Raw genomic sequence first — 14,178 nt, 5'->3', positions numbered from 1 at the left:
TTTTTGTTTTGAAGAAATACAGTTCTCTTAAAGAGATTCAATCGCTCATTTCGCAAAAGCAGTTAACTTTACCCGATTTATTGGCTTATTATTTTAAGCAGATTAAAGATAATGAACACCTCAATGCATTTAATGAGGTGTTTTTTTATACGGCCGAAGTTCAGGCAAAAGCGGTACAGCAGAAAATAGAAGCAGGTACTGCAGGTAAGCTTGCCGGGATGGTTATTGGGATTAAAGACAATATCTGTTACAAGGACCATGAGGTAACTGCCTCGTCGAAAATGCTCGAAGGTTTTATCTCTCCTTATTCAGCTACCGTTGTTGAGCGTTTATTGCAGGAAGATGCCGTTATTATTGGCCGCTTAAACTGTGATGAATTTGCCATGGGCGGCTCAAACGAAACTTCTTTTTATGGTGCGGTAAGAAATGCTGCCAACCACGAACTTGTTCCCGGCGGTTCCTCAGGTGGTTCGGCTGTGGCGGTTCAGGCTGATATGTGTTTATCTGCTTTAGGTACTGATACCGGTGGTTCGGTAAGGCAGCCGGCCGCTTTTTGCGGTCAGATTGGCCTTAAACCAACCTACGGACGTATTTCCCGTTATGGTGTAATTGCCTATGCCTCTTCTTTTGATCAGGTTGGCCCGATTACTTCATCGGTAGAAGACGCCGCAATTCTACTTCAGGTTTTGGCTGGTTCCGATGATCATGATTCTACGGCTTCGGCTTTAACCGTTCCGGATTATCCGGCACATTTAAACGAAACTAAAAAACAAAAAATAGCGGTTTTAAAAGAAACGATTGAGAGCGAGGCGCTTGATCCTGAAATTAAAACGGCCATTTTAAAATCAATAGCAGATTTACAGGCGCAAGGCCATACCGTTGAGTATGTATCTTTTGATCTGTTAGATTACCTCGTTCCGGCTTATTATATTTTAACCACAGCCGAAGCTTCATCTAATCTTTCGCGCTACGATGGTGTACATTATGGTCACCGCAACATGGAAGCGAAATCGTTAAACGAACTGTATAAACTATCGCGTGCAGAAGGCTTTGGCGAAGAAGTAAAACGCCGTATCCTTTTAGGGACTTTTGTTTTAAGCGCCGGATACTACGATGCTTATTACCAAAAAGCCCAGCAGGTTCGCCGTTTAATCCGCGAAAAAATGGATCAGCTTTTCGAAGAATATGATTTTGTTTTATCGCCGGTAGCACCTACAGCAGCCTTTAAAATAGGCGATAATGTGCAGGATGCGCTGGTAATGTACATGGCCGATATTTTTACGGTACTGCCATCTTTAAGTGGTAACCCGGCTATTGCACTGCCTTTGGGCAATAACGAAGCAAATTTACCGTTAAGTATACAATTTACAGCCAAACATTTTGAGGAAGATAAGCTTCTGGCTTTTTCTCAGGCATTTTTAAAATAGGCATTAGCTTCTATATGGAGCTGTGTACAGTGATCGTCATGCTGTCCCGGTTTTCGGGATAAGCATTTCAATTAGAGGTTCTGAAACAAATCCGATAGCTATCGGATCAGAATGACGGCACTGAATAAAACCAATAGCCCATGATTAAAAAATTACTTCTTGCTTCAGTTTGTGCTTGCTTCGGATTTGTTTCTTCCGTTTCGGCACAACAACTTCTCCAGTTAGATAGCCTTCGTAAAGCGCAAAACAACATTTTCATCAATACCGATACCGTAGCCGTTCCGCTGGTTACCGAGAATCCGTTAATGATGAGCCAGAATTTCATCTATAAACTCAGGCTCGATTCGATTGCCAAAACTGTTCCGCTTCCTTACAACGAGTATGTACAACAGTACATCGATATTTATGCCAAGCGTAAAGATATGTTCGGCAAGATGATCGGCTTATCGAGTTATTACTTCCCGATTTTTGATAAGGCTTTAAAAGATTACAACATTCCGCAAGAGATAAAATACCTTACTATTGTCGAATCCCAAATGAACCCGCATGCCATTTCGCGTGTTGGGGCAACGGGTATCTGGCAGTTTATGTTTGGTACCGGAAAAGCTTACGGTTTAAAGATGGATAACTTTGTTGATGAACGTAAAGATCCCATTCAGGCCAGTTATGCAGCTGCAGCTTATTTTAGAGATGCATTCGAAGAACTGGGTGACTGGCTTTTGGCCATTGCAGCCTATAACTGTGGTAAGGGCAATGTAACCCGTGCGATTGATAAAGCCGGATCACGGGATTTTTGGGTAATCAGACAATTTTTGCCGAAAGAAACCAGGAATTATGTACCTGCATTTATTGCTGCGGTTTACGTAATGAATTATTCGAACAAACATCAGATTACCAGTCAGGCCTGCAATATGTTCCTGAAGACTGATACTGTTCAAACCACCAGGTTTGTATCGCTTGCCACACTCGCGAAGGCCCTAAACGTAGAAGAATCGGCTATATTTGCCTTAAACCCCTCATATAAGAAGAAGATTGTTAACGGTACCGACGATGAGCCCAAGCGTATTGTGATGCCGAAATTGAAAGATATCGATTTTGCCGGTGTTTACGAAGTGCTCAACAATGTGGATGTTGATGTGAACATGCGCGTAATTGAGGCGAGCACCGACGATGTACGCGATTTACGAAAGAAAAAAGCCAAGAGTACTACTGCTTCTGCAGTAGTTTACCATAAAGTTACCAGCGGACAAAATTTAACTTCCCTAGCCGATAAGTATGGGGTTGAGGTGCAGGATTTGCGCGTTTGGAACGGCTTAAAAAGTAAAAGTATAGTGCCCGGACAAAGACTTAAAATTTATGCCAAAAACCGTGTAGCCCTTAAAGCACCTGCATCGTTTTTAAGCTATAAAGTAAAAACTGGCGATACCTTGTCAGAGATTGCCGAGAAATTTGATGGCGCGACCGTACAGAGCATCAGAAGAGATAATAAGCTAAGCAAAGCTGGTCTACAGGCTGGTATGATCCTGAAAATCAGTAAGGGCTAAGTGAGCCTAAAAAGCATTTCACAATTTCTATTCGCATTGAGTTAGTGGAATTTCTAACTAAATTGGTGTGGTTCATTAATCGAATCTTATTTGTGAAATGTCTTTTATAAGTGTACACAAATGGATCAACTTCTCCAAACTTACGACAAGACGGTAACCGAGTATAAAAAAACTATTTCAGATAGTTTTAATGTTGATGACTTTCGGGAATACAACGAGATTCTTTTCTCTGCGCATAGCTGCGCCGTTGAGGGTAATTCTTTTACTGTAGACGAGGCAAGAGAGTTAAGAGAGAAGGGGATGAGCTTTAAACTCCAAAATCATTCGCTTTTTGAAGCTTTCGAAATCTTAGACCATTTTAAGGCATATGAATTTGTTTTTGATAACCTGGACAGGCCTTTGTCAGAACCCTTTGTCAAACAAACTCAGGAATTGCTTACCAGAAATACAATTAAATTCGCAAAAGGATATGAGCCTGGGGAATACACAACGAGGCAGATGGCAGCTGGAGATACAGTTTTTGAGGATTTCGAAACCAGTATTAAAAGAATGCCTCAATTAATGCAGTCAACGGAGGATGCAATCCTCAAATCAAGTTTGCATCCATTGGAAATCAGTACGCGTTTCCACAAGTTTTTCATCTATCTTCACCCATTTCCAGATGGCAATGGTCGAGTGGGTAGGTTAATATCCAATTATATTTTAGCTAGATTGTCACAGCCCCATGTGATTGTAACAGCGGCAGATAAACCAGCTTACATTAATACACTCAAACTTTCAGAAAAGCATGGAGATACTAGTGTTTTGACAAACTATTTTGCAGAATTGAGCATAGCACGCATGCAATCAGAGATTGATCAAAAAAGAAGCCTCACTAATAATTTTGAGATGAATTTCCAACCATGTAAAAGATAGAGGTAGGTTTTGCTATCACATTTGCAAGGTTGAAATAATGAGTTCTTCTTGTTATTTTAACTCAATTTTTTACTAAGACCAGATTAAACTTTTTTGGGGGGCTTTTTATTTTATGCCTCATAAAAAGAATTGTACCTTTGCGCCGTCACTAATAAGTTACGTAATGAGTAAAACCACTAGAAAGCAAGATGCGCTTGATTATCACGCACAAGGCCGTCCGGGAAAGATACAGGTAATTCCAACAAAACCTACAAATTCGCAGAGAGATTTAACCCTCGCTTATTCACCGGGAGTAGCCGAGCCTTGCTTGCAAATAGCAGAAAATAAAGAAGATGTTTATAAGTACACCGCAAAAGGAAACCTTGTTGCGGTAATCAGTAATGGTACAGCCGTTTTAGGTTTGGGCGATATTGGCCCTGAAGCCGGAAAGCCGGTAATGGAAGGTAAAGGTTTACTTTTCAAAATCTTTGCCGATATCGATGTATTCGATTTAGAGCTGGATACCAAAAACGTAGATGATTTTGTAAAAATCGTTAAAGCTCTGGAGCCAACTTTTGGAGGTGTAAACCTGGAGGATATTAAAGCACCAGAATGTTTCGAAATCGAACGCCGTTTAAAGGAAGAGATGAACATTCCGGTAATGCACGATGACCAGCATGGTACCGCGATTATTTCGGCAGCAGCTTTATTAAATGCATGCGAAATCATCAAGAAAAAAATGGATAAGATCAAAATTGTAGTTAATGGTGCTGGTGCCGCTGCAATTTCTTGTACCAAATTATATGTTTCTTTAGGTGCTAAAAAAGAGAACATCGTGATGTGCGACCGTTCGGGCGTAATCCGCAAAGACCGCGAATCGCTTGATGCGATTAAAGCTGAATTTGCTACCGACAGAAAGATCAACACTTTGGAAGAAGCGATGAAAGATTCGGATGTTTTCATCGGTCTTTCTTCTGCTGATTGCGTTAGCGTAGATATGTTGAATTCGATGGCCAAAAACCCGATTGTTTTTGCCATGTCGAACCCAAATCCTGAAATTGCTTACGAATTGGCGATCAAAACCCGTAAAGATATCATTATGGCAACTGGCCGTTCTGATTATCCTAACCAGGTTAATAACGTTTTAGGTTTTCCTTACATTTTCCGTGGTGCGCTTGATGTACGTGCAACCAGCATTAACGAGCCGATGAAAATTGCTGCGGTTAAAGCGATTGCCGAACTGGCCAAAAAATCAGTTCCGGAATCGGTAAACCTAGCCTATAATGCCCGTAACCTTAAATTTGGTAAAGATTATATCATTCCTAAACCGGTAGATTTCAGGTTAATTACCGAGGTTTCTACTGCTGTGGCTAAAGCGGCTATCGAAAGCGGTGTTGCCCGTAAAATCATTACCGATTGGGATGCTTATACCGAGGAACTGAGAAAACGTTTAGGTTTGGATGATGCCATTATGCGTGCCATTACCACCAAAGCCAAAACGGATCCAAAACGTGTGGTTTTTGCTGAAGCAGATAACTATAAAATCTTAAAGGCAGCACAGATCGTAAACGACGAAAATATTGCAATTCCGATCCTTTTAGGAAATAAAGATAAAATACAAGCCATTATTGATGAGCATGGTTTAGAACTGGAGGGTGTAGAAATCATCGATCAGATGCAAAACCCTGATAAAACTAAACAATATGCTGAGGCGCTTTACAAAAAACGTCAGCGTAAAGGTGTTTCATTAACCGATGCGACTAAATTATTGAGAGATCGTAACTATTACGGTGCATCGATGGTAGAGTTCGGCGAAGCAGATGCCATGATTTCTGGTTTAACCAAAAATTACGGATCCACCATTAAGCCTGCGCTACATGTAATTGGTGTTGATCCAAGTGTAAAACGCGTAGCTGGTATGTACATGATGATGACCAAAAAAGGTCCGGTTTTCTTTGGCGATACCACAGTGAATGTTGATCCAACAGCTGAAGAACTGGTAGATATTACCTTACTGCTGGATAAATCGGTTAAACAGTTCAATATTAAGCCGCGTATTGCTTTATTATCGTATTCGAACTTTGGCTCAAACGATGGGGTAACACCAAACAAAGTAAGAGAAACCGTAAATCTTTTGCATAAAAATCACCCGGATGTAGTGGTTGATGGAGAAATGCAAGGGAACTTTGCCATTAACAACGAATTATTGAAAGATAACTTCCCTTTCAGCACCCTGGCCGATGCTCCTGCAAACACTTTGGTGTTCCCGAATTTAGAGTCGGGTAACATTGCATACAAATTGTTACAAGAGCTGGGTGGAGCAGAGGCGGTTGGACCAATTTTATTGGGATTAAACAAGCCTGTTCATATTGTTCAGTTAGGAAGTTCGGTGCGGGAGATCGTAAATATGGTTACTATTGCAGTAGTAGATGTTCAAGCCAAAGAAGAAATTGCTGGAACTTCGAAACGAAAAGGTATATTTACAAAATCAACCAAGAAGTAGAATTACATGTACGCCTATATCGATGGTAAATTGACATTTAAAAACCCAGCTTATGTTGTGGTGGAAGCCGGAGGTATAGGCTATCATATTAATATATCATTAAATACTTACAGCGCTTTGGGCGATGCAGAAAGGTGTAAAATTTATACCTGGCTGCACGTTAAAGAAGATGCACACACATTATACGGCTTCGCTGATGAAGGCGAACGCCGTTTATTTTTACACCTGATTTCGGTATCAGGGATAGGACCCAACACCGGACGGATGATTTTATCGTCCATCACACCAGTGGAAATCCAAACGGCAATAATCAAGGCCGATTTGCCACTTATTCAACGCATTAAAGGTTTAGGAGCAAAAACAGCTCAGCGCCTGGTTTTAGAATTACAGGACAAACTAAAAAAAGAAGGCGCAGATTCATTAATTTCTATGCCTTTACACAATACTGTTAAAGATGAAGCGTTATCAGCATTGGTAATGCTCGGATTTGCCAAACAAACAGCCGAAAAAACTATAGATCAGATATTAAAAGTGAATGAGGGAACCCTTTCGGTTGAACAACTAATTAAGTATGCTTTGAAAACCTTATAGATCTTAACGCCTTTGAAGAGAATATCTACCTTTCTGTTTCTCATCCCCATCTTATTAATTGCTACTCAAAACGCCTTCTCTCAAGTTGTTCCAAGCAAGACGGATACTGTTACAAAAAAAAATAACTTCAGTTTACGAGAAAAGGAACGTTTAGGCCTGGGGCCATCTGTTAATCCGTTCTATCCTGCGCCCAGTAATTTAAAGCGTGTGGTAGAATACGATGCCAAAAACAAACGTTATATCGTTAAGGAATTAATTGGTGAACAGTTTGTGCTCAATACCCAATATTTAACCATCGATGAATACCAACGCCTGGTAAACAGCGAAATTAAACGCGGCAACTGGCGCAGCATTTCCAATGCCGAGGTAAGCGATTACCGGAGTACAGGCATTATTCCACAAATACAGGTAAACAGCAAAGCCTTCGAAAAATTATTTGGCGGTACCACCATCGATATTCAACCACGGGGTGAAGCCGAACTTACTTTTTTAGGCCGCGTAAATAAAAATGAAAACCCACTTTTTAACGAAAGGCAAAGGGTGCAAACCAATTTCGATTTTAACCAAAGGATTCAGATGGATCTGGTTGGGAATATCGGAACAAAACTGAAAATAAAAAGTAATTACAATACCGAAGCCCAGTTTGATTTCGAAAACCAGATTAAACTCGACTATACCGGAGGTAAAGATGATATTATCCAGAAAATTGAGGCGGGTAACGTAAGTTTGCCTTTAAATACCTCTTTAATTACCGGTACACAGGCTCTTTTTGGTATTAAAACACAGTTAAAATTCGGCCGCTTAAATGTAACGAGTGTTTACACGCAGCAGAAATCCGAATCGCGCGAAATTAAAATTACCAATGGTGCACAACAAAATACCACCACGGTAAACATCGATAGCTACGAGGCCAACAAGCACTATTTCCTTTCGCAGTATTTCAGAAATAACTACAATAAGAACCTGGCTAATGCGCCAATTATTACTTCACCAATTCAGATTACTAAAATTGAGGTCTGGATTACCAATAAAGCTGGTAATACTTCGGATTCGAGAGATGTTTTGGGCTTACTGGATTTAGGTGAGAATGCACCATACAACAATTTAATTACGGGTGGTACTTCAGGCTTACCCGCCGGAACTACTGCTGCCGGCTTCGCTCAACAATCCAATAACCTGATTTCGCAATTAAATGCTTATCAGGGTGGTGCTATCAGGCAGACCAATTCTAATGCTGTTATTTCTTTCTTCCAATCCAGTCCGCCATACATGGCTGGTACAGATAACTTTGCCAAATTAACTTATGCCAGGAGATTGACGGAAAGAGAGTTTACTTTTCAACCGCAATTGGGTTATTTATCGCTAAATAATCCGCTCAATGCCGATGAAGTTTTAACAGTTGCCTACCGTTATACCTACAATGGAGTAGAGTACCAGGTGGGTGAATTTTCTACCGATGTGCCTTTCGATGCGGCGAATCCAAAAGTACTTTATACCAAATTACTAAAGAACGAAACCACCAAAATTTCGCTTCCTACATGGGATTTGATGATGAAAAACATCTACTCAATAGGTGGATATCAGATCAGCAGCCAGAATTTTAAATTAGACATCTTCCGTATCGACAACCAAACCGGTGTTGATAATCCGGTAATGACCGAAGGACAGAATACAGCTAACAAACAGTGGATTGCATTAACCGAGTTTGACCGTTTAAACCAGCAAAATGAGCGTAAACCAGATGGGGTTTTCGATTTTGTGGCGGCTAACAATGCATTTGGCGCATACTCTACAGCAAACAATGCCAATACCCCAAGTTTATTCGGAACAGGCAGCAATGGGCAAACCTCTTTAGTAACCAATACCAACACGGGTTATATTACCATCGACCCGGCAAACGGACGAATTATTTTTCCGGTAATAGAGCCTTTCGGAAAGGATTTGGCAGCCAGATTTTTACCGGGTGAGCAGGCCTTAATTGATAAATATACTTTTACTGCATTATACGATTCGACCCAAACCATTGCCAAACAATTGTTCCAAAACCAGAACCGTTACGTAATTAAAGTAAACTACCAGTCTGATATTTCTTCTGAATTTAGTTTAAATGCCATTAATGTTCCGGAAGGTTCGGTAAAGGTGTTTGCAGGTACAATGCCTTTAACAGAGGGGGTAGATTTTACGGTTGATTACCAGGGTGGAAGGGTAAGCGTAATTAACCAGGCACTTTTAATTTCTGGTCAGCCTATTCGCATTACAACCGAAAATAACGAACTCTTTGGTTTACAACAGCGGTCGCTTTTTGGTACCCGCTTAGATTACCGAGTAAACAACAAACTGAATTTGGGTGGTACGATAATGAACCTGACGGAAAAACCGCTGACCCAGAAAGTGAATATTGGCGAAGAGCCCATTTCAAATACCATTTGGGGAGCCGATATCAACTACAGTTCGCCTTCAAGATTTTTAACCAAACTGGTTGATAAAATTCCACTTATTTCTACTAAAGCACCATCGAGCGTTACTTTTTACGGAGAGTTTGCGCAATTAATTCCAGGTCACCCGAGGGCTTTGAATTTTGCAGGCAGTAAAAACGGCGTAAGCTATCTCGACGATTTTGAAGCTTCGCGTTCGGTTATCGATTTAAAAAGTGCTATTTCATGGCAGTTATCCGGTACACCGCAACTGTTTCAGGAGTTCGACCGGTCTAACGATCTTTCGTACGGATACAACAGGGCAAGGGTAGCCTTTTATAATATCGATCCTACTTTTTACAATTCGGCAGCATCAACCACGCCGGCCAATATCAGAAACAACAGGGCCGAACTTTCTAACCACTATGTTAGAGAGGTAATAGAGCAAGAGGTTTTCCCTTTCAAAGAAACGGCAACCGGACAGGCACTAAACATTACCACTTTTGACGTGGCTTACTACCCGACTGTTAGGGGACCTTATAACTTCCGTACTACAGGTTTCAAACCTGACGGATCATTACTGCAACCACAAAATAGCTGGGCAGGCTTTCAGCGGAAGATTGAAACCAACGACTTTGAAGCCTTAAACGTTGGCTTTATTGAACTTTGGGTAATGGATCCGTTTATCTACAAACCAAACTCGAGCGGAGGGGATTTGTATTTCAATCTCGGAAACATTTCGGAAGATATCCTTAAGGATGGCAGAAAATCGTTAGAGAATGGTTTACCGGCTGCAAACGATCCGACTAAATATGACGAAACCGCCTGGGGTCGTGTTCCTAAATTGCAACCAGTGGTACAGGCTTTCGATAACAATGCCGATTCACGTAAGGCGCAGGATGTTGGTTTAGATGGTTTATCAGATGCAGATGAAAAGACCAAATTCGCAGCCGAAATCAATCAGATTAAATCGCAATTGAATGCCAACGCAGCTGCTACTTTAGATGCCGATCCGGCATCAGATAACTATGCATATTTCAGAGGTCCGGCTTTAGATCAGATTAATGCCGGTATTTTAAAACGCTACGAAAGATATAACGGAACTGAGGGTAACTCAAAAACCTCACAACAATCGCAGGCAGAACTTGGGCTGGAGAATTCGGCCTCAACCTCCTTACCAGATGGTGAGGATATCAACCGCGATAACAACATGACCCAAAGCGACGAGTATTTCCAGTACAAAGTTTCTATTCGTCCAGGGGATTTAAATGTAGGACAGAATTTCATTACAGATAAAGTAACCTCGCAGGTTAAACTGGCAAATGGAAATACCCAGGCAGTAACCTGGTACCAGTTCAGGATTCCAATCGGGCAGTACCAGCAAAAAGTTGGCGGTATTCAGGATTTTAAATCGATCCGTTTTTTCAGGATGTTCATGACCAACTTCGCCGATACTGCGGTAATGCGTTTTGCAAAACTACAGTTAATCCGTGGCGAGTGGCGCGAATACAATGCATCCAATCAGGCTGCGCAGGTTATCGTCGATCCGGCTTTGCCTGCTTTAACCCCTGATAATTCTACTGTTGAAGTGTCAACCGTAAATATCGAAGAAAACGGCAAGCGCTCACCTATTCCTTATGTTACCCCTCCGGGTATTCTGCGCGAGCGCGATTACAGCAACTACCGTGGCGATACCCGCCTAAACGAACAATCGTTATCAGTAATAGTAAAATCGTTAAGAGATGGTTATGGGCGTGCAGCCTTTAAAACTGCCTATAGCGATTTCAGGTCTTATAAACATTTGGAAATGTTTGTTCACGCCGAAGCTGTTAATAACCAATTGTTAAATGATGGTGATGTTTCTGCCTTTTTAAGGATCGGAACTGATAACCAGGATAACTATTACGAATATGTAATGCCGTTAAAGGTAACCGCGCCGGGCACCAGCGATCCGGATGCCATTTGGCCGGAAGCCAACAGGATGGATATTGATTTGACGCTTTTCCAAAATGCCAAACTTGCCCGTAATGTGGCTAAACAGGCTAACGGACAACCGTGGCCAATAAATGTACCTTTTACTTATACCGATGGCACCAGAACCATTGTGGTTAAAGGGCAGCCCGATATGAGTAAAGTAAGGGTTTACATGGTAGGTATCAAAAACCCGCTTCGTCAGGCTAACGAGGTTGGTAGTGATGATGGCCAGGATAAAAATGCCCTGGTTTGGTTTAACGAATTAAGGCTAACCGAATTTGATGAAAAAGGTGGATGGGCAGCAACGGGAAGGTTGAATTTAAAACTGGCCGATTTTGCCGATGTAAATATTTCGGGGAGTAAATCGACCGTTGGTTTTGGTTCAATTGATTCGAAGGTTAGCGAGCGTACCCGTGCCGATAATGTGTTATTGGATGTCTCGTCGGCCATGGAGCTCGGAAAATTCCTGCCACAAAAATCGGGGGTTAAAATACCGATGTTTGTAAGTTATTCTAAGCAGGTTTCTACACCGCAGTATAACCCGAGAACGCCGGATATTGAGTTGAAAAATGCGTTGGAGCGATCAACCAAAGAACAAAAAGATTCGATTTTAAATTTCGCGCAGGATTATACCGTTAGGAGAGGCATTAACTTTACCAATGTTCGGAAAGAGCGCACCAATAATAGCAAACCTGTAAGGCTGTGGGATATCGAAAACTTCTCTGCAAGTTATGCCTATACCCAGTATAACCACCGTGATTTTATTAACCAGAGTAGCATCCAGAATACTTATAGGGCATCACTACAATATAGTTATTCTAGAGAGGCTAAAACAATAGCACCGTTCGAAAAGATCATTAAATCGAATATGCTGGCATTGCTGAAAGATTTTAATTTCAGTATTTTTCCAAGTGCCATTAATTTCAGGATTGATGTAGATCGTTTATACTCGGAAAATACTTTGAGAAATAACGACCCGAACAATACTTTGGGTGTTTATCAAACTGGTTACGGAACCACTTTTAATAAAAACTTTACCATGAGCAGGGTTTACGGCATAGCCTGGAACCTTACCCGTTCGTTACAGTTAGATTTTAACGCCACCAACTATTCTATTATTGATGAACCAGATGGCAGAATTGAAGGACTGAAACGAGATACCGTTTGGGAAAACTTAAAACGTTTAGGCCGTACAACCGATTATAACCACAACTTAAACGTTACCTATAATCTGCCGATTGATAAGATACCAGGTTTAAACTGGATTACCATTAAAACCCGTTACGGAACCAACTTTAACTGGCAAACCGAGCCGCTGGCTACCCTGCGCGATCCAAATATCAATTTAGGTAACACGGTACAAAACAGCCGGACGGTACAGGTTAACCCGACTTTAAATCTAACCACACTATACAATAAGTTTGGTTTTATACGCAATGCCGGTAACGATGATAATGGAAATAAGGCGAAAAACTTTTTCATCAACATATTAACCAGTTTAAAAAATGTAAACGCCAGCTTTGTACAAACCAAGGGTATTTTCTTGCCGGGTTATCTGCCAACAACCAAATATTTTGGTATCGATAACGCCACAGGCGCACCAGGTTTAGGCTTTGCTTTTGGTAGTCAGCGCGACATACGCGAAATGGCTTTAAACAACGGTTGGTTAACCACCGATACCTTACAAACCCAGTTGTATGTAAACACGCTTCGCGAAGATTTACAATTGACTGGCCAGGTAGAACCATTTAAAGATTTGCGGATTACTTTAAAAGCAAACAAGGCACAAACACGAAATTTCTCAACCAATTTCAGGTATGTGGCCAGTGTATCATCATTTGAAAATCTAAGCGCCATTACCACGGGCGATTACAGCATTTCTTACATCGCTTTAGGTACTGCGTTTAAAGAAAATAATGCAACCCGGGTTTCGGGCTTGTTCCAGCAGTTTATGAATAACCGCAGTGTGATTTCGAGAAGGTTGGGTGCGCAAAATCCAAATTCATCGGGCGCTACCGGAGGTTTTGCCGACGGGTATAGCAAAGAAAGTCAGGATGTAATTATCTCAGCTTTTATGGCTGCCTATGCGGGCAAGGATGCCGGAAAGGTTAAAATGAATTCTTTCCCTAAAATTCCACTTCCAAACTGGAACTTAACCTACAGTGGCTTAACTCGCATTCCTTTTATTGCCGATAAATTTTCGTCGGTCGATATCAGGCACGGTTACCGTTCTGCTTATAACATCAATGGATTTAATTCGCTTTTGCGTTATCAGGAAACCAATGGAGCAGTGAGTAGCAGGGATGTTAACAATAACTTTTTACCCGAATACCAGTTTGCACAAGTTACGATTTCAGAATATTTTGCACCACTGGTTGGGGTAGATACCAGGTTTAAAAATAACCTGACGGCTTCTTTCGAGTTAAACCGATCACGTTTATTGGGCTTAAGTTTATCGAACAGCCAGCTGGCACAACTATCAGAAAACAATATGGTTTTAGGCCTGGGTTACCGTACCAATAAATTCCGTTTCCCGTTTGGCTGGTTTAAAAGCTTAAAAATGGATAACAACATGGACTTTAAACTCGATGTGGCCATTCGCGATAATAAAACCGTTATTTACCGGGCTGATATTACTGAAGCAGAGGTTTCTTCAGGGGCAAAAAACATTACCCTAAGGCCTAGCGTTGATTATGTGTTAAACCAAAAGTTTAATATTAAGTTATTTTACGATTCGAACATTACCAAGCCTTATACCTCGCAAACCTTTAATACTTCATTTAGTAATTTTGGCTTTAGTTTAAGGTTTACGTTGAATTAATGAATCTTCA

6 protein-coding genes are annotated in these 14,178 nt (G+C 41.1%); all 6 read left to right on the top strand.

Annotated elements, in window-relative coordinates; genetic code table 11:
• The first annotated feature begins 8 nt into the window (after nucleotides 1-8).
• Entirely contained in the window at nucleotides 9-1,427 is a 1,419-nt protein-coding gene (gatA, locus tag HWV58_RS15810; RefSeq protein ID WP_175635010.1) for an Asp-tRNA(Asn)/Glu-tRNA(Gln) amidotransferase subunit GatA, read from the top strand.
• A gap of 140 nt (nucleotides 1,428-1,567) precedes the next feature.
• Nucleotides 1,568-2,971 (top strand): lytic transglycosylase domain-containing protein, encoded by a 1,404-nt coding sequence (locus HWV58_RS15805; RefSeq protein ID WP_175635009.1) that lies wholly within the window; start codon nucleotides 1,568-1,570, stop codon nucleotides 2,969-2,971.
• Nucleotides 2,972-3,091: 120 nt separating this feature from the next.
• On the top strand, nucleotides 3,092-3,886 hold the full coding sequence (locus tag HWV58_RS15800; protein ID WP_175635008.1) for a Fic family protein: 795 nt from the start codon (nucleotides 3,092-3,094) through the stop codon (nucleotides 3,884-3,886).
• Between the two features lie 163 nt (nucleotides 3,887-4,049).
• Nucleotides 4,050-6,368 carry an NADP-dependent malic enzyme gene (locus HWV58_RS15795; protein WP_175635007.1) on the top strand — a complete coding sequence of 773 codons (2,319 nt, stop codon included), beginning with the start codon at nucleotides 4,050-4,052 and terminating at the stop codon, nucleotides 6,366-6,368.
• Nucleotides 6,369-6,374: 6 nt separating this feature from the next.
• The gene (ruvA, locus tag HWV58_RS15790) at nucleotides 6,375-6,959 is read left to right on the top strand and encodes a Holliday junction branch migration protein RuvA (protein ID WP_124561099.1); all 585 of its coding nucleotides are present in this window, start codon (nucleotides 6,375-6,377) and stop codon (nucleotides 6,957-6,959) included.
• A 12-nt stretch (nucleotides 6,960-6,971) separates the two neighbouring features.
• Entirely contained in the window at nucleotides 6,972-14,168 is a 7,197-nt protein-coding gene (gene sov / locus HWV58_RS15785) for a T9SS outer membrane translocon Sov/SprA (RefSeq protein WP_175635006.1), read from the top strand.
• Nucleotides 14,169-14,178 lie beyond the last annotated feature (10 nt).

Source organism: Pedobacter ghigonis, from assembly GCF_903166585.1.
Lineage (GTDB): Bacteria > Bacteroidota > Bacteroidia > Sphingobacteriales > Sphingobacteriaceae > Pedobacter > Pedobacter ghigonis.
Note: the sequence above shows the minus strand (reverse complement) of the source record. Positions and strands in the feature narration are given on the sequence as shown.

Bases quoted from the DNA above. Each gene is read 5' to 3' on its own strand.
- HWV58_RS15795 (WP_175635007.1), top strand. From the start codon at position 4,050: ATGAGTAAAACCACTAGAAAGCAAGATGCGCTTGATTATCACGCACAA.
- ruvA (WP_124561099.1), top strand. From the start codon at position 6,375: ATGTACGCCTATATCGATGGTAAATTGACATTTAAAAACCCAGCTTAT.
- HWV58_RS15805 (WP_175635009.1), top strand. From the start codon at position 1,568: ATGATTAAAAAATTACTTCTTGCTTCAGTTTGTGCTTGCTTCGGATTT.
- HWV58_RS15800 (WP_175635008.1), top strand. From the start codon at position 3,092: ATGGATCAACTTCTCCAAACTTACGACAAGACGGTAACCGAGTATAAA.